Raw genomic sequence first — 21,190 nt, 5'->3', positions numbered from 1 at the left:
ATGAAGCTGAGCGAATCACCACTTCTCTCGACCGAAGTCCTGCCGGCAAGGATCAGTGACGGCTCGACACCTGTCTCAGCATGGATGGTCGGCGGGACGGTCCTGCTGAGCTTGGTAGACGACGCCTGGGTCCTCACCCAAGGACAACGATTGGCCTACCTGGCGCTCACCTCCGGCTCCAAAGACTTGGATCAGCGAGCCACCAACCCCGAGACCCGATGGGTGCTGCAGGACGCCCGCAACGGTCAGGTCAAGCTTCGGTACTTCACGCCGCAAAAGACGCTGGCGCTTCCTCAGTTGGACATCCTCATCGACACCCGGGCTGTCGATCAGATGCGGCAGTCGAGGCTCATCGATACGGACGACATTGCCGTGGCTGTCGCATGGCTGAGGGAGGAGTTCGTCTGCAGCGATCCATTGGACGGAGCATCCATGGTGTTCCTGGCGATTTATGGTTCGGACCGGAAGGGGCAAGTACAGCTGATCGGTCGACGATTCGCGTGGGACCTTCGTGAGGACGGCGAGGGCGACCTTTGGTTCGAGCGCGTGGCTCGGCGCCCCAGATTGGTGGAGCAACCGTTCACGCTGCTGTTGGGAGAGGTCCGCATCACAGACGCGGCGGCCGATGTAAAGCCAGACAACGTCGGTCAGGCCGACAAGCTGCGCGCCGCTGCAACGACGCCGGGCGGATATCTGGACCTATGGCGCCTCTACGGGCAGCGTGAGTGGGATCGGACACTACGCCGAGGCGCGCAGATCCAGGCGGTGCCTTACACCGATGTGGCGCCAGTCAGCGCCGAGGGCGGTGGCTGGATCCTGAAAGGTGATCCGTCCCTTCTGCAGGCGTTCTGGAAACGATGGCAGGACGAGACCAACGGTTCGGACATGGCAGAAGTTGGCGAGACGCCTCCGGACTGGAGTGCAGAGCGCGAGTTGGAAGCGCCGGCGACGAGGAAGCGGGCGCCGATCAAGGGCACGATCTTTCTGGGTCAGGGCGGTTTGGTACTCGACTCCAACGACCGCGCGCCTCCGTGCCCTGGCTACGTCTACCTGTCTTTGGCAGGGCATCGTACCCAGCATCTCCGACGGACTCGTGCACGCCAGAGCATTGAAGGCGGATACGGCGTGCCCGGCCTGAGCGCTCTGCTGCTGGACATTCCACTCCCGCGTGTTCGGGCCTCGAAGCTGCAGCCACTGACTCGCCACGTTCGCGAGACGTTTCATCAGGGGCGCCCCACAGAGCGGCAGATTGAGGCATTGGATGTGGCCTTGAACACACCTGACGTGGCGCTCATCATCGGTCCGCCAGGTACGGGCAAGACGCAGGTGATCGCAGCGTTGGAGCGGCGCCTGTCGGAATTGAATGAAGGGCAGGTGATTGCACAGGAGGTGTTGATCTCGAGCTTCCAGCACGACGCTGTCGAGAACGCGCTCGGCAGAACCCGTGTCCATGGGCTGCCTGCCATCAAGGTGGGTGGACGGCGAGACCAAGCCGGCGAGGACCCGCTGACGACGTGGATGCATGAGCAGGAGGCCAGCGTCGGTGCGGTTCTGACCGAATTGAGGCAGGCGCATCCTCACTACCAGGCCTTCTCGGACTTGCAGACCCTCACGCGCAACATGCTCATGTTGGGTTCCCCGCCTGAACGACGGGCAGCGGATCTCGACACCCTGATCGGGCTGCTCGACGATGTGGAACTCCATGGCAAGGTCCGCGTTGGCTACGCATGGCGCCAGCACTGGAACAGCCTTCGAGCCCAGGGGCCCGGACTTCGGTCAAGCGAGAAGGTCCCAGCCGAACGCCGACCTGAGCTTCGCCGGATCGTGCGCGCGCTGCGCACGGAACGCGATTCATTCATGGATGACGGACCAGAACGCGCGTCGGGATTGCTCATCAAGGTGTCGAGTTATTCGGGTTGGTTGCTGCCAGAAGAGCAGGCCATGCTTGAGGAGGCAGAAATTGCCTGTGAACCCGATGAGATCCTTCTGGAGTCACTGAAAAACTTGCAGATGCGGCTTCTTGACCGCCTGATGGATGAGCGGCGGTCGTTGGCTCAGCGCAATCGGCTTCCGGACGAACTGCGCGACTTGCTGAATGAGCTTCAGGCTCGAATGGCGAGCGCGGTGGTTCACTCCGAGTGGGGTGTGATCGCTGCCATCGAGCGTTACCAGGAGGCGCTTGAGGTTCAACCTCGGCGTGTCCGGAGCGCTGTGGAGACCTACAGCAGTGTTGTCGGTGCCACCTGTCAGCAGGCGGTGAGCAAGCAGATGGCACTGCTCAAGGATGGCAGCGAGGACGCCATCTCAGGGCTGCGCTTCGGCAGTGTGGTGGTGGATGAGGCGGCCCGCGCGAACCCATTGGATCTGTTCATTCCGATGGCTTTGGCTCGGCGCCGAATCATTCTGGTGGGTGATCCAAGGCAACTGCCGCATCTTCTGGATGCCGAGATCGAGGAAGAGATCCGCACCGAACGCGGTGATCAGGTGGCAAGCGACACCTACCAGAAAAGTCTGTTTGAGAGGCTGTGGCGGCAGTTCGAGCGCCGGAAGGCCATCGACGGGATCAATCGCGTGGTGATGCTGGACCAGCAATTCCGCATGCATCCCCGCCTCGGCGATTTTGTCAGTAGACACTTTTACGAGAAGGTGGGCCTTGGGCGGGTTCACTCGGGCAGGCCAGAGTCGGACTTCGCGCTCGCTTTGCCCGACTTCGGGCACGCTGTGGCCGCATGGGTGAATGTGCCAGCGTCAGAAGGACCGGAGGGCCGCCCCTCTCCCGGCAGCACCACTCGAACTCGCAACGCGGAAGCCAAGCGGATTTCGTCACTGGTGAAGCGACTGGTCCAGCAGATGCCTCAGGACGTCAGCATAGGGGTCATCACCTTTTATGCGGGCCAGCGCGATGCCATCTGCCAAGCCTTGGGCGGGGGCCAGCAGCCCTTGATGGAGTGCCTCGATGGAGCCTGGCAAGTCAGTGAACCCTTCGCTCAACTGCCGGGTGGGGGCGAGCGACTCCGCGTGGGCACCGTCGACGCCTTTCAGGGAAAGGAATTCGATGTCGTCCTGCTGTCCACCGTCCGCTCGAACGCGCGGCTCGTTGAAGTTCCAGCTCCTGAAGCAGATGCTGCGGAGCACCACCGCTTTCAGTCACAGGCCAGCAGCCGATATGGCCATCTCCGTACGCCGAATCGGCTCAATGTGGCGATGAGTCGCCAGCGCCGAATCCTCATTGCAGTGGGGGACCGTGCCATGTTCGAAGGGCCCATCGCAGAGGCCTCCGTTCCGGAGATGCATGCGTTCCTCACCTTCTGCGACGAGGAGGCGCGACGTGGCTGAGACCTACCTGTGCTGGGGACGTCGTGCCGGAGCGCGTCGCGCCGACTTGCTGTGGCCGGTGGAGATCCACGCCGTTCAGGTGCCTGCCTTTGGTGTGGTGGTCAACCTGTTCCAGGAGGTGCTGCTGCGCTTGTTGCGGACGGGCGTCAAGGATCTGGACGAACTGGCCAAGCTTTCAGCATTGGACCGGCAATTGGTGGCGTTCATCTTGGCGAAGGAGCTGCAGCCTAACCGTTGGGTCGACCATCGATTCGACCTGACGGAGGATGGCGTGGCCGCATTGGAAGGCCGCGCTTCTGCTGCCGGTAGAGAACGCGTGATGTTCGCGTTCTGGGACCTGGTGGCTGCCCGTTGGATGCCCTTCTTGTGTGAGCATCCCCCGGAGATCTTCCCGTTGGATGAGACGGCCAAGCGTCCCCGCTTTCTGATCGATCGCGATTCGGGGCATCCGATTTCGCCATTCGTTCTTCAGAGGCCAAGAGGTGATCGGACGGTCCAACGAGAGGCGCTTGCGCCTGCGCTGAAACAGTTCCAGCGCGAGCGTGCCAGCGCGGATGACGAAGACGAGGTTGACGCGAACTATTCGGCGCTGCAGTTTCTAGACGACGCGCCGCAACCTGGGCGCGTGTGGGTTCAGGCATTTGTGGTCGATGGTGATCTGCACCCGTGGCTGGTGACCGACCCATTTCAAACCGATCGACCTGACAGAGCGATGCGCGAGGCGTTGGTCGAGTTGGTTCAATCCGATTCCCGGCTGGAGGGCTGGCTGGGACAGCGACTGGCCCTTCGCACTGACACTGTTAGCGAGTATGGCGATCAACTTTCAGCCACTTTGCGATTGGAGGCGCAAGTCTCTGAACTCATATCGCCGAGCCCGGATTCCTCAGTAGAGCTCATCAGAGAGTACACGGCCAGGGTCTTGAGGTTGGTTCAGCGCCTGAGGAGCGATGCGGTCGCGCTGCCTGAAGACCTGTCCAGTGCAGTGGTGCACAGCGGGAGTTGCCTGGAGGCCCTCCTGCAATGGATGTTGCTGCGGTGGCCAGCCGAAGCAGCGCAATGGCCTGAGCGGTGGGATAAGCGAGACCTGAGACTTTGGTTGGCAGATCTTCCGCTGTCGGATCCGCTGGGCGTGGCCTGCGTGCGGGCAGTGGAATCGCAGTCGAGCAAGACCGTACGAAAAGCGGCTTTGGAGCGCAATCAACCCATGAAGGCGCTGCTGGTCGCCGCGCTCCTGTCCACCCATCTCCACGAGTCGCATCCGCTTCGGCAGGTCCCGATCAACGCGCTGGACTGGAGCTTGATCGGTCTGCGCAACAAGGGCGGTCACGCCTCGACGTTCCGGCTGCAGCGCGACCCGGTACTCAACTTCGCAGAGATGGCCCTTGACTGGGTCGAGCTTTTCAAGAATCACTACTAACTGCAGCAAGATGTCAAAGAAGCACAAGAACCTTCCCCAACCGCGACAAGGAGCATCCGCCACGGCGGCGCCGGCCGGTGCACTTGCACGGTTGTTGGCGACTCAGCAATCAGCCAGCGCTGTGTTGGGGGATCGGGCCCCGACGTGGAACGAGGCAGAGGTGTCGGCACTTCGCGATGCGATAGCGCCGGATCAACGGGCGCGCTTCGATTCCGTCATCGAGAGTCAGCTGTGTGCTCTGGGCTCTGCCATGCACAACGTGCTTAAGGAAGCATCAGACCGTGAGGCAGAAGCTGCAAAGCAACTTCAGCACTTGGATCAGCGAGAGCAAGAGCAAGCAACCGCCCAGGAAGCCGCCAAGACGAAGCTCGATGAGCAGCAGAAGGCGCTGGAGGCCCGCTGCGAGGAACTGGATCAGTCGCAGGCAAGTTTGCAGTCTCGGGAGCAGCAGGTCGAGCAGCAGGAGCGTGCACTTGCCAAGCTGCAGCTTGACCTGGATGCACAGGAAGACCTGCTGAGGCAGGGGCTCATGCAACAAGAAGTCGCCATGCTCCGATCGGTCAAGGATCAGCTGGCTGCGTTGCGAGATGAACGAGACAAGCTGCAACTGTCCATGGAGGCTGAACGAGATCAGCTGATGGCGGCGGCCCGTCGAGATGCCGCTCGAATCGTTGAAGAGGGACTTTCGCAGAAGGCACAGTGGGAACTACGGTTCGCAGAGGTGGCTGAGCGGGACGCCGAGCTCGAGAAAGCGCAGTCGCTCATGAGTGAGCGCGAGAAGCGACTGCAGGCCCGCCGGCAGGCGCTCGCAAGCGAGGTCCAAGAGCGCGTCGATGACATGGTGGCGACCATTCACGCGGAGCGCGACAGGATCAGGACCCAACTCGATCTTGCTCATGAGGAGATCCAGCGCCTGGAGGCCGATTTGCATGCCGCACGAGAGGCTCACCGGCGATCTGGCGGGGATCCGGCCCGCTTGGCGGCCGATGTGCAAACGCTACGGGATCAGTTGAATCAGCGTGAAGAAGAGCTGCAGCAACTTCGTGCATCACTGGAGCGCGGAGACCCCGTGGCGCTGAAGAAGCGTGTCGCCGATCTGGAGGAGCGATTGGCCCAAAAGCAAAGCGAACTTGCCGCACTCAGAGAAAGAGAGCACCGATGGGAGTTGTCTGTCGTTGAACGGCAGCATTGGGAACGTACCCGGCTGGTGATGGAAGGCAGCCGACGTTTGTTGGACGAGCGGGTTCAGCAGCTGCAAAGTCAGGTCGATGATCTGACCAATCGACAATCGGCCGCGTCCATCTTTCCTGAGTTGAACCGCATGGACCGGGAGTTCACCATTCCTGTCCACACCGAGCCTGTTTCGGACTTGAAGAAGTTCACCGTTGAACTGCGCAACGCGATGTCGCACGCAGGGGAGCGAGGGGTGCTGAAGTTCCGTGAGCGGGATCTTCAGCTTTTCGTGGGCGGGCTGGCGATGAGCCAGCTGCACATCCTTCAGGGCATCAGTGGGACCGGCAAGACAAGCCTGGCGACGGCCTTCGCGAAGGCCATAGGTGCCGAGCTGACGGTGATTGCGGTTCAGGCCGGTTGGCGAGAGCGAGCGGACCTGCTCGGCTACTTCAACGCGTTCGATCGCAAGTTCTACGAGCTCAAGACGCTGCAGGCCATCTACCGTGCGCAGACACGGCAAGATCAGGATCGATTGCATGTGGTACTGCTGGACGAGATGAACCTATCCAGGCCTGAACAGTACTTTGCGGACTTCCTGTCCGCGCTGGAGGGTGAGGGCGTGGCGCGAAACATCCGGCTCGTGGACAACCGCATCGAGAACGCTCCGCGGTCGTTGATCGATGGGCGGGATCTGGAACTACCGCAGAACGTATGGTTCATCGGCACGGCCAACCAGGATGAAACAACGAACGCCTTCGCGGACAAGACCTATGACAGGTCCTTCGTGATGGAGGTTCATCGGCCTGGCAATGATGTCGCGGAGGCGAAGCGCCTACCGCAGAAGAGAACGGTGTCCGTCAGTAGCCTTCTGACTGCGTTCGATGACGCTGAGAAAGCGGCTAGCACGCACAGCCGTGACCAACTCGAGAAGCTGAACGCGAGCCGTCTCTCGAAGACCCTTGAAGGGGATTTCAAGACTGGGTGGGGGTCACGGCTGGAGCGTCAGTGGCAGCGCTTTGTGCCTGTGGTCGTTGCCGCCGGCGGAGATGAAGAGATGGCGATTGACCATCTGCTTCACACACGTGTGATCCGTGATGGCAAGGTGACCGGCCGCCACGATATCGACCTGAGACGACTGGAGTCCGTGGAAGAGGACCTTCGGGAGCTTTGGATGGATCTGGGACTGTCTGGAGAACCCCGGAACTGCCTGGATGCGTTGCATCGTGACAAGCAACGTTTGGAGCGTGGCGGGTGAGGGTCTACGATCTGATCGCTGGTCAGGAGGTTGACCTGCCCTCGACTGAGATTGCCAGTGGACGTTACCTCTTGACTCGGGCTTGTCTCCTCAACGGCGAGGTCAAGCTCCCGCGTGGTGCCACTCTCTGGCGAACAGGAGAGGAAGCAGCGTCGCTGACGCCTGAGGATCAACCCAATCTGCGCGTGCCGATTCGATTCGCCAATGCCCCCGGGCAGTCCACAGCGCACAGTGTCGTGGGCTTGTCGATCGCAGCGGTTGTCGAGGATTGGTCTGTCGAGGTGGATGCTGGCAACTTGCCCTCGCCGCTACTGCCGTCAGTGCTCCGTGATCGGATGGAGTTGATGAAGCCAGAGCCCGAGTTGGAGCGAGCACTCGCGACTGGGCAGTGGGACGAGATTTCTGTCCGCCCCAGGATGGATATGCACTATGTACCGGAAACCTTGCCTGTTGCCCGTGCCAAGCGGGTGCAGGCATCGGCGGTGGAACACCTCTGCCAGCACTCGGAGCTCTGGGCGCGACGCAGTATCAGCGGTGTCGTCCCCTCAAAGGTTCTGGCAAGGGTCTCTGAAGACGATCACGCGATCTACGAGAACGTCGTCTTCGCGCGTCTGCTGGACGGCTGTGCACACTGGCTGAATGCCCGTATCGCAGAGGTCCGCGCCATCGCGGACGGCCAGAGCATGGCCATGGAGCTTGAGAAGAACGAAGAGAGGCATCGGCTCCTCAGGCATCGCATCTGTTCTCTATGGGGAACTGCCTGGTTCAGCGAAGCCGAAGACACGCAAACCACACGTGACACACTTCAAAGGCTGGAGAAGATGAAGTCCAAGGTTGAGCGACTTCGGCGTGCAGGTGTCTATATGCGTGTTCCTCGCTCGGCCAGGGTGGCGCTCAGGCTGCGTCCGACCAACATCTTCCAGTACGACAAGCGATACCGAGAGTTGCGGCCGCTTTGGGATGCCTTGGCCACGGCGACCACCAAGGATCGGGTCAGCGAGACGGAGCGCTATCAATCGTTCGCTGCGAGACAGGCAGCCTTCCAACGATATGTGCTGTTGCTCTTGTGCCATGCGCTTCGTGACATGAGAGCTATCAGGATCGGCACCACCGAACTCCACTACCGCGTCGGCCCCTGGGACGTTCAGATTGAGACCGATGACATCGGCGAAGTCCGACTCAAGGTCCTTGCCCGCGGCAAGTTGCTGCGAACGAGAACGATCGTCTTGCTCTTGACCAAGGAGGCAGAGGTGGAGACCCTCGATCCGAGTCGTTCGCTCTTCTATTCGGAAGACTCAGTAGCAGCAGGCGCGGCCGAGTACCAAGACCCAGGAGTCCTCAATCCGTTTCAGTTCTTTGCCGTTGAACGGATCAGGCAGATTCTGGAACATGAACTCGGTGAAGTCTTTCTTGACCAATACCCGCCTGCGGTCGGGCGGATTCCTGGGAGCATTCGGGACAAGTTGATCCATGGAGATGCGGATGTATTCAAGCAACGCGGGGACGAGCTTCTGGTCTTGCCAAGTGCGAAAAAGTCAGCATCAGGTCTTTACGGGCGTGTCACGGAAGCATGTGCCTCACAGGTTGAACTTGAAGCCCAACTCCAGTATTCGATTGGCCTCGGCCAGTGGTTGATGAGGTGTCGCGCATGTGGCGAAACCGCCGGCGCTAGGGACATGGCTGCCGACGAGCGGGCGTTGCGGTTGGTCTGTCCGTCTTGCCGTCTGGAAACCACCGTCAAGACATCACCGGTTAGGAGCATGACATCGAACTATGTCGGCGAGCGCGCTGGATTTGAGTTCGGCGGCGGCGTGGAGATTAATCTGGTGACGCAAGGGGAGTCATGAACTGCGCTACTGTCAACCAACCAGGGGTCCGGAAAGCCTCATCGGAGCCGCAGGAATGCTTCATGTGACGTCATCTTGCGAGCTGAAGCATTCGATGATCCCGATGAGGTCCGAGTAGCCGACCACGGAGAGACAGCGGGCAACCGACCCTTCTTTTCGAGAGAGATGCACCAAGTGCCTGCTCGGCGCTCCCGCTGTAGAGGGTCTCAACCAAGAGTTGCAGTAACTTTTGCAGTAACTCATGGATCGCTGCACGTCGCACCCCTTCAGGACGAGCATCGTGACGCGTTTCGATCCTCCTCCTCCCACCACCAACACCACGCCTTGCCCCGCAAGGCAGACAAGAAGCCCTGAAGCATCACTGCTCCAGGGCTTTTTTCTTGTGGCGACGACCCCTCGTCCTACCTCGGCAACCGCACCGAAAAACACACCCCGGCCGGCTCGTTGCGCACCGTGATCGAGCCGCCCATCTTGGCGAGGTAGCCGCGGGCGACGAACAGGCCCTGGCCGCGTTGGCCGGGTTGGGTGCGGTCGCTGGTGCCGAGTTCGAACAGGGTCGGCAGGCGGTCGTCGGGGATGGTCGGGCCGTCGTTGCAGACGTCCACCTGGGCCCAATCGCGCTGCGCGTGCAGGGTCAGCGTGATGGGGCTGCCAGGGGTGCGGTAACGCTGGGCGTTGGTCAGCAGGTGGGTCAGGGCGTCTTCGAGCTTGAGGGCATCGGCGACGACGTCGCAGCGTTCTTCGCAGTGGTGGGCGACGACCTGGTCGATGCCGGCGTGGGGGGCGTTGGTGGCGACCTCGCGCAGGAAGGCGGCGAGGTCGAAGCGGTCGCGTTCGGCGCTGGCCTGGGCGACGGCTTCGCCGACCGAGGCCTGGCCGTACAGCAGCTGCAGCGCCGCCTGCATGCGTTCGAGATAACGCCGGCTGGTGTCGCCGCCGTTGTCGCCGCCGTGTGGGTGCAGGGCCAGCAGCGACTGCAGCGGGCTCATGATCTCGTGGCCCACGGCCTGCCATTGCTCGCGCTCCTGATGCGCCCGCAGCTGCTCGCGGCGCAGGTGTTCGCGGGCCCGCGCGAGCAGGTCGTCGAGGGTGCCGGCGAGGATGCCGAGCTCGTCGCGGCCACGCAGTTCGGCGACGTCCAGCGGCGGCAGCTGCTCGGGCTGGCGCTGCAGCTCGACCGACAGCGCGTTGGCGCGCCGCGTCAGCAGGGCCATGCGGCGCAGCAGGCCGACCTCGACGATCAGCCAGGCCAGCGCGATGGCCGCCGCCAGCGCGCCGAAGTAGACCGAATAGCGCGAGGCGGTCTCGGCCAGCTGGCTGTCGACGCGCTGCAGATCGCCTTGCAGGCGCAGGCTCAGGCCGCCGGGCAGCTGGGCTTGGGCGAGCAATGGGCCCTCCAGACGCACACCCGGCAGGCGGCGGACCAGCGACTGCAGCCAGGGGATGGCGGTCGCGCCGGCGTCGCGGGTGGCGTCACCGTGAACGCTGGCCAGGACCTGGTCGCCGCGCAGCACGGTCAGCGTCTCGTCGCGTTGCAGGCTGCTGGCGAGCGCCGCCAGGGTCGGCCCGGGCGCTGCCGCACCGGTGCTGTCGAACAGCGGCGCGGCGCCGGCCTCGGGGCCCCGCACGCGCAGCTGCAGGCGCACCGCCGGCAGGTTGGCGGGCGGCCAGCCGGCTGACGTGCGCGCCGCGTCGCGCCAGCCGTCGACCGGGATGCGCAGGGAGACCAGCGTGCGCCGCAGGCAGTCGGGGCGGTCATCGGCACGGACATCGGCACGGACATCGGCACGGGCATCGCTGGCGGCGACATGGGCGCAGCTGCGGTCCTGCCAGAGCCAGCCGCGGAAGTCGCGGTCCGGTCGGGCGAGGCGGTCGAGCCGGTCGACCTGATCCGCGTCGGTCGGGAAGGCGGCGAACTGGCCGCGCCCGGGCTCGATCAGCTCCAGCGGCGCCAGCCAGCGCTGCGTGGTGGCGCCGTCCTGCAGCACGATCTGCAGGCGGTGGACGCCATCCAGGTCGGTCTGACCCCGCAGTCGCCCTTGCGCCAGCCCCATCGGCAGGCGCAGCACGGCATAGACGAAGGCCCCGGCGCTGGCCCGACGGCCGACGCCCGGGCACCACTCGGTGCCATCGGCCAGACGCAGCGTGCAGCCGACCATCTCGACCGCGCGTTCGGCCTTGGCCTCGTCGTCGAAATCGATCGCGCCGAGCGGCAGGCGCAGCGGCACGCTGCCCCGGTCGTCATCGGACGGGCGGTCCAGGTTCAGCAGCACCAGCTCGCCGCTGGGATGGCGCAGGCGTTCGGCGACGACGTCGAGCTGGCCGCGAAAGCCGGCCTCGTAGGCGCGCTGCAGGCGCAGCTTCTCGTCGGTCAGCAGCTGCAGCACCAGCGCCGCGCTGCCGACCAGCAGCGCCACGAACACCAGCCGCAGCAGCGTGCGGCGCAGGAAGGCGGCGGCGGGCAGCCGCGGCAGGTTCAGCGTGGGGAGGTCCAACGGAACCCCCGCATCGGCACGTTCTCGATGCCGTCGAAGGCCGGGTCGATCTCGCGCAGCGCATCGCGGATGGTGGCCACGTGCTTGCGCACGTTGTCCTTGTTGCGCCCGCTCTTGACGACGTCGAACAGCTGGTCGTAGCCAACCACGTCGCCGCGATGTTCCAGCAGCGTGGCGAGGATGCGCTGGGCCGTCAGCGGCAGGTTCAGGCGCTGGCCGCGCCAGGTGGGATTGCGCTGGCGCAGCGGGTCGATCTGCGGGTCGACCTGGGGATCGACCGGTGCCGCGAGCGGGTCGTGGCGGCCATCGGCCCGGCTGGTCTGACGCAGCAGTTCGAGCACGGTCTCGATGAATTCGACCTCGTCGAACTGCGTCTTCTGCAGGTAGTCCCAGGCGTCCAGCGCCTTCATGATCGAGCGGTAGACCGCCGCCGGCATGGCGCTGACGACCAGCACCGGCGTGCCCAGGCCGCGCTTGTTGAGCAGGTTGATCAGGGCGATGCCGGCATGGCGTTCGCGGCCGAGTTCGAGGTCGAGCGTGACCAGGTCGAAGCGTTCGGCGGACAGGCCGGCCTCGGCGCTGTCGCGGTCGGCGTAGGACACGATCCGCGCATCGGGCCGGGCGGCCCGCAGCCAGCCGATCAGCTGGTCGCGCGTGGGCGGGTCGTCCTCGACGACGGCGATGCAGGGGACGGGCGGGCTCATCGCGCCATTCTGCAGGGCGGCAACGGGGCATCGACGCGGCTGGCGCGGAAGAAATCTTCCGGGCGACGGCGGTGCTTGCACCCGCCGACGGCATGGCCTGCGCCGGGGGTACGGGCCGACAGTGAGGTCACCCCTCACCCACCGGCAGAAAGCCATGGACACCAGCGAACGCCCCCATCACGACGACAACGCCGACAGCGCCAGCCCCGTCACCCCCACGCGTCATCCCGACATCCGGAGCCTGGGCGACGCGGCCCTGCCGTGGATGCGTCGCGCCGCCCTGCCGCTGGCCGTGCTGGTCGCCCTGGGCGGCGGCGGGCTGTGGCTGTCGAAGCAGCGCACCGAGATCCTGCGAGGCGAACGCCTGGTGCGGACCAACACGTTCAGCGGCGGCGCGGACGTGCTGGCCAGCGGCACGGCCTGGGTGCTGCCGGGCCTGCATCAGGCGCGGCGACTGCCGGCGCGCGATCTGACGATCACCGCCAGCAAGCTGGCCCGGCACGACAGCCCGCAGGCGCTGCAGACGGTCGAAGGCCTGTCGGTCGGCCTGGAGGTGACGCTGCGGCTGGGCCTGGACGAACAGCGGCTGGTGGCGCTGGCGCGCACGCTGCCCGACGCGATCGGCGCCGACCTGGTCGAGCCGCAGCTCGCCGGGATCCTCTACCAGGAGGTGTCGCAACGCACGGTGCGCGAGCTGTTCAGCAGCCAGCGCGCCGACATCCAGAAGCGCGTGTCGGAGACGATGCGCGAGCGGCTGGCCGTCGAAGGACTGGTGCTGAAGGACCTGCAGTTCGGTGCCGTCGACCTGCCGGACGAGTACCGCAAGGGCCTCGACGCGCTGCTGACCGAAGGGCTGGCCAGCGACAAGATGCGCTTCACGCTGGAGTTGCGCGAGAAGCAGGTGCGCGAGACGGCCTTGCGCGCCAGCGCCGAACGCGAGCGCCGCGAGATCGAGGCCGACGCATCGGCGCGCGAGCAGGTCATCGCCGCGCGGGCTCAGGAAGAGGCGATGAAACACGTGCTGCCCTTCAAGCAGCGCCAGATCGAGCAGCGCCAGCTGGAGGCCGAGGCCGAGCGGCAGTCGCGCGTCAAGCTGGCCGAAGGCGCCGCGCAGGCCCGCCGCATCGAGGCCGAGGGCGAGGCCGCCGCACGCCAGAAGCTGGCCGACGCCGAGGCCTACCGCGCCGCGCAGCTGGGTCAGGTCGGCGCAGCGCAGATGGCGCGCGAAGGCCAGCTGCTGAGCCGTCACCCGCTGCTGGTGCAGAAGGCGCTGATCGACAAGCTGGCCGACAAGGTGCAGGTCATCGTGGCGCCGCCGGGAACGTCGGGCCAGCTGTTCGCCAACCTCACCGGCCCGACCCCGTCGGCCGAGTCGAATCCGGACACGTCCGGCCAGCAGGAGTGATGGCATGACGCGCCTGATCCCTCGGCTCGAACCCGCGTTGACCCGCACGCTCTGTGTCGCCCTCGTCGCGGTGACGGCCGCGCTGACCAGCGTGGTGGCCTGCGCCAGCCCGGTCACCGGTCTGGTGGTCGTCGACCAGGCCGCCTTGCGCGCCGCTCCGCGCGACAGCGCGCCCCTGCACCTGCCGCTGTGGCGCGGCGAGGCGATGGAGTTGCGCGGCGCCAGCGGCGACTGGGTGCAGGTCTGGGACCCGCAACGCGAACGTGGCGGCTACCTGCGCGCCACCCAGGTGATATCGCTTCCGACCGGCCCGGAGGCGGTACCGGAGCTGGCCGCGCAGCTGCGCCTGCTGCGCCAGTTGCCCGGTTCGGAAGCACTTGGCATCGGCCTGGCCGCCGCACTGATCGAACGGGCGCCAGCGCCCTGGCTGGCGTCGCCGGCGGGTGCCGAGATGCTCGACACGCTGGTGTTGCTCAACGAACGTCTGGCGCAGCGGGTGCAGACGGCCGCCAGCGGCGCGCAGCAGACCGCTGCGGCGGCCCATGCCGAGGTCGCGCAGCGCTACGGCTTCGCGCTGCGTTCGGTGCCCCGGGCCGACGGCGGACTGCAACCCTGCCCCGCCGTGCAGCCGGCCGTGCTGCTGCGTGGTCATCCGGCCGCCACGCCGGCCCAGCAGGCGCGCGCCGCGCTGTCGCTGACCCGCAGCGACTGCCTGCCGGCCGACGCGTTGCCGTCGCAGCGGCGGGCCTTGCTGGAGCAGCAGGTCGCCTGGCTCGACAGCCTGTCGCCGACGGCGCTGGCCCCGGTGGATCGCAACCGTCTGCTGCTGCGCCGCGCCAGCGTGCTGGCCAGCCTGTCCTTCCTGCAACGCGACGGCACCGAGCGCGCCACCGCCACACTGGCCTTCGCGGCCTGGAGCCAGCTGATCGCGCTGGAACTGTCGCCCGACGAGGCGCCGGCCGTGCGCGACGCCGCACTGCGCCTGAGCCCCGCGCGCTGGCTGCTGCAACCGGCCGTGGACGCCGTGCAGCTTGGCCGCTTCGAGCTGCGCCTGCAGGACGGCGGCCCCGGCGAGACCTGCCTCGTGCTCCGCCATGCGGACGCGCCGGACACATCACGGCGATGCAGCCACGGCCGCATCCACCTGAACAGCGCCCGCCTGTCACCCGATGGCAGCGTCGTCGTGCTGGGCGTGCAGCCGCTGGACGGCTGGACCGAACTCTGGCGGCTGGACGCCAACGGGCGTCTGGACGTCCTGCCCCCGAGCGGCGAATCGCCGGGCCTGGGCGCCGTCGAATGGGCTGGCTGGGTGCCGTCCAAGGGTGGCAAGGACCGGCCACAGATGCTGATCGCCCGCGAAGCCGACGCGGGCGGCCGTCAGCTGCGGCGCTTCGAGATCTACGACACCGACCTGCTTCAGGCCACGCGCTGGGTGGCGGAGCCCGGCCAGCTGTCGACCTTCCAGCGCAGCTCGGACGCCGCCTGGCGCGGCAATTCGACGATTGCCCGATGAAGTCGGCCACGAAAAAAAACAGGCCCACCGGTGAGGGTGGGCCTGCAGGCGTTCTGAAGGGAACGAAAAGTGGTACCGAACGTCCGGATCGAAGCAGTCTGTGATCTTTTCTGGTGTGACTGCGGAGATCGCTGGCGCCGGGACTCCATGGCCGTGTGACAGCTGTTGGTCCACACTTTAGGGGGGGTTACCCCCCATCGGCATCCCCACGAAGGTGGAGCCTGGCCGGTGAATTTGTCACAGCTTTTGGGCCTCAACGGCTCAAACCCACCGATCCTGGTTGTTGTCGAGCCGTTGTCGACAACTGATTCACGCCATCGCCATGTCGGGTGACCGACTTGTTTGGGTGGCCCCCAGGAAGCGGAACGCCAGTTCGGGCTGACGGCCGCTCATCAGTTCGGCCAGCGCGAGGCCGGACCCTGCGCCGTGGGTCCAGCCCAGCGTGCCGTGGCCGGCGTTGACCCACAGGCCGGGCAGTCGGGTGCGGCCGATCAGCGGGATGTTGTCGGGCGTGCTCGGGCGCAGGCCGGTCCAGTAGGACGGCTCGCTCGCGTCGACGACACCGGGGAACAGCTCCTCGACACGCCGGGTCAGCGCGGCGCAGCGGGCTCGGGCGGTCTTGCTGTCCAGGCTCGTGTCGTAGCCGGCCAGCTCGGCGGTGCCGGCCACGCGCAAGTGGTCGCCCAGGCGCGAGATGGCGATCTTGCGGCTGTCGTCGAGCAGGCTGACGACGCTGGCGCGGCTCGGGTCGCGCAGCTTGAAGGTCGCCGAGTAGCCCTTGGCCGGGTAGATGTTGAGGTGGATGCCCAGCGGGCGCAGCAGCGGCGCGCTGTAGGAACCCATCGCGACGACCACGGCATCGCCGCGCAGCGTGCGGCATTCGCCGGTGACGTTGTCGCGCACCCGCACGCCGTTGACCGCCCCGCCCGGACCCTGTTCGAGCCCGAGCACGTCGTGCTGCCAATGCGCGTGCAGGCCGCGTGCAATGGCCAGTCGGGCCAGTTCCTGGGTGAAGACGCGGGCGTCGCCCGATTCGTCGCTGCGGGTGTAGGTGCCGCCGAAGATGCGGTCGCCGTACGCCGCCAGCGCCGGCTCGATGGCCAGCACGCCGGCGCGGTCGAGCACCTGGCGATCGACGCCGTGGCGGCGCATCAGCGCGGCGGCGGCGGCGCCGGCATCGAGGTCGGCCTGTGACGAGAAGAAGTGCAGGATGCCGCGTTCGAGCCGGTCGTAGCGGATGCCCGTCGACGCGACGACCTGCTTGAGCGCCTGGTGGCTGTAGCGCCCCAGCGCGACGAGTTGCGCGACGTTGCGCTCGAAGGCGGCGTCGTGGCACTGCGTCAGGAAGGACAGGCCCCAGCGCCACTGGTGCGGGTCCAGCCGGGGGCGGAACAGCAGCGGCGAGTCGTCGCGCAGCAGCCATTTCGCGACCTTCAGCGGGGCGTCGGCGCTGGCCCAGGGTTCGCAGAAGCTGACCGAGATCTGCGCGCCGTTGGCGAACGAGGTCTCGAGCGCCGCATCGGGCTGCCGGTCGACCATCGTGACGGTGTGGCCGCGCTCGATCAGGTGCCACGCGGTGCTCGTGCCGATGATGCCGGCTCCCAGGACGATCACGTGCATGCTGGACTCCTTGCGGCCACGCGGCCGTCTGCTGGATGGCGACGCCCTTCGCGCCGTGAGCGGCATCTTGCGGGCTGACCCGTGATTCGAGAAGCGATATGAATATTCATCACGATTCATTAGCCGATCTGATGAAATGGCGGTCATGGAACCGCTCGATCCCGCCGCACTGGATGCCCTGATCGCCCTGGTCGACGAGGGCAGCTTCGACGCCGCCGCGCGCCGGCTGGCCGTGACGCAGAGCGCCGTCTCGCAGCGGCTGCGCGCGCTGGAAACGCGCGTCGGCCAGCCGCTGGTGGTGCGCTCGCGGCCGCTGCGGCTGACCGCCTCGGGCCAGGTGCTGCTGCGCCATGCCCGCCAGGTGCAGGCGCTGCAGGCCGACCTGGACCGCGAACTCGGCGAGCAGGGCCGCACCCACGAGCGGGTGCCGATTGCCGTCAACGCCGACAGCCTCGCGACCTGGGTGCTGCCGGCTCTGCAGCCGCTGGTCGACGAGGGCGTGTCGCTGGAGCTGATCGTCGACGACCAGGACTTCACCCATGAATGGCTGCGACAGGGCCAGGTGCTGGGTTGCGTGACGACGCTGGACGAGGCGCTGCGGGCCTGCCGCGTCAGCCCGCTCGGGGTGATGCACTACGTCGCGGTCGCCAGTCCGGGCTTCCTCGCGCGCCAGTTGCCCGACGGCCTGCACCGCGGCAACTTCGCGCAGGTGCCATTCGTGGTCTTCAACCGCAAGGACGACGTGCAGGCGCAGTGGGTCGCCAAGGCCTTCGGCGTGCGCCAGCCGCGTCTGGTGCAGCGCCATGTGCCGTCGCCCGAGGCCTACGTGCGCGCGGTCGCCGCCGGCTGGGGCATCGGCGTGGCGGCCTGGGAACTCGTGCGGACCGCCGTCGAACAGGGCGCGCTGCAGGTGCTGCATCCGCAGGTCAGCGTGGAGGTCGCGCTGCACTGGCACCAGTGGAAGCTGCTGGGCGACGAGGCCGGCGGCACGGGCCGGCCGACGCTGCTCGACCGCATCGGCGCGGCGCTGGCCCGGGGCGCACCGCGTGACGGATGGCCGGCCGCCGGGCGAGTCGCACGGGCCACGCCCCAGGGCGCCGACTAGGATCAGCCGGCGCATGACCGTCTCCCGCCGCTCGACCCTGCAACGCCTGTCCGCACTGGCGCTGGTGCTGGCCGCCGGCCGTCTGCGCTCGACCGAGGCGGCGTTGCCGCGCCTGCCGCCCTGGCGTGCGCGCTTCGATGACGACCCGTTCACGCTCGGCATCGCCAGCGGCCAGCCGCGGCCGGATTCGGTCGTGCTGTGGACCCGCCTGGCGCCGCAACCCCATGCGCCCGCTGGCGGCATGGCGCCGGTGCCGGTGCCGCTGCGCTGGGAAGTCGCCGATGACGAGGGCTTCGGCCGCGTCGTCCGGCGCGGCGAGGTGATCGCCCACCCGGACGCCTGCCACAGCGTGCGCGTGCCGGTGCAGGGCCTGGCGCCCGGCCGCATCTACCACTACCGCTTCCTGCTCGACGCGGCCGTCAGCCCCGTCGGTCGCACCCGCACGGCCCCCGCACCGAACGCCCTGCCCGACCGCCTGCGGCTGGCGCTGGCGTCCTGCCAGCACTACGAGCAGGGCCGCTTCGTGGCGCACCGCGAGATCGCCCGCAGCGACATCGACCTGGTGCTGTTCGTCGGCGACTACCTCTACGACTCCAGCAACCCGGCCTTCCTGATCCGCCCGCACGAAGGCCCTCCGCCCGTCACGCTGGACCAGTACCGGGCCCGCCACGCCACCTACAAGCTCGATGCGGACCTGCAGGCGGCCCATGCCGCCCACCCGTGGCTGCTGTGCTGGGACGACCACGAGGTCCGCAACGACTACGCCGGCGAACTGGGCGGCGACGCCGACGAGACGCGCCGCTTCCTGGCCATCCGTCAGGCGGCCTACCAGGCCTATTTCGAACACCTGCCGCTGGCGCTGGACCAGCTGCCCGGGCCGGCCGGCATGCGCATGCACGACCGCTGGACGTGGGGACGGCTGGCCGAACTGTGGACGCTGGACGGCCGTCAGCACCGCAGCCCCCAGGTCGGCGCCGACCTCGACTCCCCCGGCGGCCGGCTGGCCAGCGCGGACGACATCGCCCGCGCCGATCCGGCCCGCACGCTGCTGGGTGCCGCCCAGGAACGCTGGCTGCAGGACGGTCTGGCGAACAGTCAGCGGCGCTGGAAACTGATCGCCCAGGGCACGCAGATGAGCAGCAGCGCCCTCTCGCTGGCAGGGCGGCGCCTGGTGTCGACCGACGGCTGGGACGGCTACCCCGCTGCGCGCGAGCGGCTGCTGCGGCATGTGGCGCAACACCGCATCGACGACGTCGTCGTGCTCGGTGGCGATGTCCACCGCCACGTCGCCGCCAACCTGCGGGTCCGCCCGAACGACGACCGCTCGCCGGTGGTCGCCAGCGAGTTCGTGACCACATCGATCACGACGCGCGGCCTACCCAATCCCCTAAACGACCTGATCCGTGAAAGCAACACAGACATCGTGCACGCTCGTAGTGATGAGAGGGGATACGCGCGTGTGGAGCTCAGTAACCGCTCGCTACACTTCGTTGCACGGGCGACGACTTTCCCCGTACGCGATCAGGCGAAACTGAGGACTCAGGTCCGGTTCACAATTGAAACGGGCCGGGCCGGACCCCAGAGGGACGATTCGAACGAAGCGCCCTTTGCCGCCTGAAGACAGCGGCCGGTTGTCGTCCAGCCAGCCCGGTCGGACCAGACAACGACCGGGATCGTGTTCCGTGAGGCTCGACGCACAGGGCCAGGGAGTAACGTCATGAGCGCCTGGATGGCATGGACCCAATGGTTCAAACGCAAGGAAACCGTGAGGACCGCTGCCGGCCGCAAGCGCCGCGTGCCGGACTTCGCGGACTACGGCACGGCCTTCGGTCTGGACCTGAGCATGACGCCGGAACCGCAGCCGACCCTCGCCAAGACGGTCGATGCGCCGACCGCAGCGGCGGTGCCGTCGGTGCCGGTGCCCGCACCGGTCCGCTGAGACCCTCCGCTCCCGGAATGAACAAGGCCCGCAGTCGCGGGCCTTGTCGCATCTGGCGCTGCAATCGATTCAGCGCACGATCAGCAGCGGCACCTTGCAGCCGGCCAGCACGCGCGTGGTGACCGAACCCATCACCAGCCCGGCCAGTTCGGAGTGGCCGTGCGAGCCCATCATGACGAGGTCGAACTTGCCTTCCTCGGCGGTCCGGGCGATGACGTCGGCGACATGGCCGGTCTTGCTCAGGAAGGTCGCCTGGATGCGCTGGCCGTCCAGGAAGGTCCGCAGCGGCTTGAACACCTTCTCGCCCTCGTCGGCGTAGTAGGCGTGCAGCAGCTCGCGGTCCAGCACGGCGGCGGCGCGCGGCGGGATCGTCGGGACGACGGTCAGCACGGTGTAGGTGTGCGACGCGCCGAGCCATTCCTCGTGCGCGGTCCAGTAGGCGACCATGCGGCGAGTGAACTCGCTGCCGTCGACGGCGACCAGGATCTTCATGAACAGGCTCCTTGTTGGCAGATCGGGACCAGTTTGGCACCGGCCCCGGCGGTTCCCGTGATGTTCGTCAAGTTCAGGTGCCGATCCGGATCCGTGGAACCCACGATGGACGGATCGGTCAGGCGCCGTCCTTGCCGTGGCATTGCTTGAACTTGCGCCCGCTGCCGCATGGACAGGGGTCGTTGCGGCCGACCTTGGGCTGTTCACGGCGCACCGTCTCGACCTTGACGCGGGCCGCGCGGGCCAGGTCGGCCAGCTCGACGACGTTGCCGACGAGGTCGTCGATCGCCGCGTCCAGCGAGGTCAGCGGATGCTCCTGGTCCAGCGCCTGCGACTCCGCGCGCTCGTCGTCGCTCTGTTCGGGCAGGTGGCGCCAGAGGCAGGCGAGCAGGTCGGGGATTTCGGGCAGGCCGAGCGACTCGAGGTCGTGGAAGTGTTCCAGCGCATGTTCGAAGCCGATGACCCACGGCGCCAGCGCGGCGGTCATGGCGTCCTGACCCTTGAGCGGCTTGCCATCGTCGTCCAGCGGCTGCATGACCAGCGGGTCGAACCAGCCGTCGATCAGGCCCTGGGCCAGCGCGCCGTGGCGGCGCATGACCAGTTGCAGCAGGCGCTCGTGCTTGGCGGCATGCCAGCCGGGCGTGTCGGGCGTCAGCACCGTGCCGGCCGGCGCGTCGGGCTCGGCCGTCTCGCCGGCACCCAGCAGGTTCCAGTCGAACGCGGGCGACAGCCACTGGGCCGGGTCGATCACGCGGGGTTGCGCCAGCACACCGCACAGGTAGCCGTCGAGCATGACCACGTCCAGCGCCTCCAGGGGCTCCGGGATCGCGGCCAGCAGGTCATCGAGTTCGCCGATCTCGGCGTCGGTCAGGTCGGCAATCGCGGCCAT

General features: G+C 66.9%; 14 protein-coding genes. 9 read left to right on the top strand and 5 right to left on the bottom strand.

The window, feature by feature from the left end; genetic code table 11:
* The 4 genes from ACWA7K_RS00825 to ACWA7K_RS00810 are packed head-to-tail and all read left to right on the top strand — an operon-like array spanning nucleotide 1 to nucleotide 9,028.
* Nucleotides 1-3,336, top strand: a complete 3,336-nt coding sequence (locus ACWA7K_RS00825) for a DEAD/DEAH box helicase (protein WP_456164707.1) — start codon at nucleotides 1-3, stop codon at nucleotides 3,334-3,336.
* A complete protein-coding gene (locus tag ACWA7K_RS00820; RefSeq protein ID WP_456164705.1) occupies nucleotides 3,329-4,753 on the top strand; it encodes a hypothetical protein in 1,425 nt (474 codons plus the stop codon). Before ACWA7K_RS00825 ends, ACWA7K_RS00820 begins: the two co-directional genes overlap by 8 nt.
* Nucleotides 4,754-4,763: 10 nt before the next feature.
* A complete protein-coding gene (locus ACWA7K_RS00815) occupies nucleotides 4,764-7,181 on the top strand; it encodes an AAA family ATPase (protein WP_456164703.1) in 2,418 nt (805 codons plus the stop codon).
* Nucleotides 7,178-9,028, top strand: a complete 1,851-nt coding sequence (locus tag ACWA7K_RS00810; protein ID WP_456164701.1) for a hypothetical protein — start codon at nucleotides 7,178-7,180, stop codon at nucleotides 9,026-9,028. Before ACWA7K_RS00815 ends, ACWA7K_RS00810 begins: the two co-directional genes overlap by 4 nt.
* Nucleotides 9,029-9,429: 401 nt before the next feature.
* Here ACWA7K_RS00810 and ACWA7K_RS00805 read toward each other — a convergent pair whose 3' ends face one another.
* The gene (locus tag ACWA7K_RS00805; protein ID WP_456164699.1) at nucleotides 9,430-11,523 is read right to left on the bottom strand and encodes an ATP-binding protein; all 2,094 of its coding nucleotides are present in this window, start codon (nucleotides 11,521-11,523) and stop codon (nucleotides 9,430-9,432) included.
* Entirely contained in the window at nucleotides 11,505-12,227 is a 723-nt protein-coding gene (locus ACWA7K_RS00800) for a response regulator transcription factor (RefSeq protein ID WP_456164697.1), read from the bottom strand. Before ACWA7K_RS00800 ends, ACWA7K_RS00805 begins: the two co-directional genes overlap by 19 nt.
* 154 nt (nucleotides 12,228-12,381) lie before the next feature.
* On the opposite strand from ACWA7K_RS00800, the gene ACWA7K_RS00795 reads away from it, so the two are divergent.
* Together ACWA7K_RS00795 and ACWA7K_RS00790 are read left to right on the top strand one after the other, a co-directional pair.
* Nucleotides 12,382-13,632 (top strand): SPFH domain-containing protein, encoded by a 1,251-nt coding sequence (locus ACWA7K_RS00795; RefSeq protein ID WP_456164695.1) that lies wholly within the window; start codon nucleotides 12,382-12,384, stop codon nucleotides 13,630-13,632.
* Nucleotides 13,633-13,636: 4 nt separating this feature from the next.
* Entirely contained in the window at nucleotides 13,637-15,145 is a 1,509-nt protein-coding gene (locus tag ACWA7K_RS00790; protein ID WP_456164693.1) for a hypothetical protein, read from the top strand.
* A gap of 309 nt (nucleotides 15,146-15,454) precedes the next feature.
* On the opposite strand, the gene ACWA7K_RS00785 is transcribed toward ACWA7K_RS00790, so the two are convergent.
* Complete coding sequence (locus tag ACWA7K_RS00785; RefSeq protein WP_456164691.1) at nucleotides 15,455-16,765, bottom strand: D-amino acid dehydrogenase; 1,311 nt, start codon at nucleotides 16,763-16,765, stop codon at nucleotides 15,455-15,457.
* A gap of 145 nt (nucleotides 16,766-16,910) precedes the next feature.
* On the opposite strand from ACWA7K_RS00785, the gene ACWA7K_RS00780 reads away from it, so the two are divergent.
* The 3 genes from ACWA7K_RS00780 to ACWA7K_RS00770 all read left to right on the top strand — a co-directional run bounded on the left by ACWA7K_RS00780 (nucleotide 16,911) and on the right by ACWA7K_RS00770 (nucleotide 19,809).
* The gene (locus ACWA7K_RS00780) at nucleotides 16,911-17,870 is read left to right on the top strand and encodes a LysR family transcriptional regulator ArgP (protein ID WP_456164689.1); all 960 of its coding nucleotides are present in this window, start codon (nucleotides 16,911-16,913) and stop codon (nucleotides 17,868-17,870) included.
* A gap of 13 nt (nucleotides 17,871-17,883) precedes the next feature.
* On the top strand, nucleotides 17,884-19,488 hold the full coding sequence (locus tag ACWA7K_RS00775) for an alkaline phosphatase D family protein (protein ID WP_456164687.1): 1,605 nt from the start codon (nucleotides 17,884-17,886) through the stop codon (nucleotides 19,486-19,488).
* A 111-nt stretch (nucleotides 19,489-19,599) separates the two neighbouring features.
* On the top strand, nucleotides 19,600-19,809 hold the full coding sequence (locus ACWA7K_RS00770) for a hypothetical protein (protein ID WP_456164685.1): 210 nt from the start codon (nucleotides 19,600-19,602) through the stop codon (nucleotides 19,807-19,809).
* Between the two features lie 69 nt (nucleotides 19,810-19,878).
* Here ACWA7K_RS00770 and ACWA7K_RS00765 read toward each other — a convergent pair whose 3' ends face one another.
* Together ACWA7K_RS00765 and ACWA7K_RS00760 are read right to left on the bottom strand one after the other, a co-directional pair.
* Nucleotides 19,879-20,301 carry a universal stress protein gene (locus ACWA7K_RS00765; protein WP_456164683.1) on the bottom strand — a complete coding sequence of 141 codons (423 nt, stop codon included), beginning with the start codon at nucleotides 20,299-20,301 and terminating at the stop codon, nucleotides 19,879-19,881.
* A 118-nt stretch (nucleotides 20,302-20,419) separates the two neighbouring features.
* Complete coding sequence (locus ACWA7K_RS00760) at nucleotides 20,420-21,190, bottom strand: UPF0149 family protein (RefSeq protein ID WP_456164681.1); 771 nt, start codon at nucleotides 21,188-21,190, stop codon at nucleotides 20,420-20,422.

The organism is Leptothrix mechoopdaensis (SeqCode) (assembly GCF_053893855.1).
The sequence above is the reverse complement of the archived record's forward strand: the minus strand, read 5'-3'. Positions and strand labels throughout refer to the sequence as shown.

Coding starts and splice junctions, on each gene's coding strand:
- ACWA7K_RS00825 (WP_456164707.1), top strand. CDS start 1: ATGAAGCTGAGCGAATCACCACTTCTCTCGACCGAAGTCCTGCCGGCA.
- ACWA7K_RS00815 (WP_456164703.1), top strand. CDS start 4,764: ATGTCAAAGAAGCACAAGAACCTTCCCCAACCGCGACAAGGAGCATCC.
- ACWA7K_RS00800 (WP_456164697.1), bottom strand. CDS start 12,227: ATGAGCCCGCCCGTCCCCTGCATCGCCGTCGTCGAGGACGACCCGCCC.
- ACWA7K_RS00795 (WP_456164695.1), top strand. CDS start 12,382: ATGGACACCAGCGAACGCCCCCATCACGACGACAACGCCGACAGCGCC.
- ACWA7K_RS00790 (WP_456164693.1), top strand. CDS start 13,637: ATGACGCGCCTGATCCCTCGGCTCGAACCCGCGTTGACCCGCACGCTC.
- ACWA7K_RS00785 (WP_456164691.1), bottom strand. CDS start 16,765: ATGCACGTGATCGTCCTGGGAGCCGGCATCATCGGCACGAGCACCGCG.
- ACWA7K_RS00780 (WP_456164689.1), top strand. CDS start 16,911: ATGGAACCGCTCGATCCCGCCGCACTGGATGCCCTGATCGCCCTGGTC.
- ACWA7K_RS00775 (WP_456164687.1), top strand. CDS start 17,884: ATGACCGTCTCCCGCCGCTCGACCCTGCAACGCCTGTCCGCACTGGCG.
- ACWA7K_RS00770 (WP_456164685.1), top strand. CDS start 19,600: ATGGCATGGACCCAATGGTTCAAACGCAAGGAAACCGTGAGGACCGCT.
- ACWA7K_RS00765 (WP_456164683.1), bottom strand. CDS start 20,301: ATGAAGATCCTGGTCGCCGTCGACGGCAGCGAGTTCACTCGCCGCATG.
- ACWA7K_RS00760 (WP_456164681.1), bottom strand. CDS start 21,190: ATGGCCGCGATTGCCGACCTGACCGACGCCGAGATCGGCGAACTCGAT.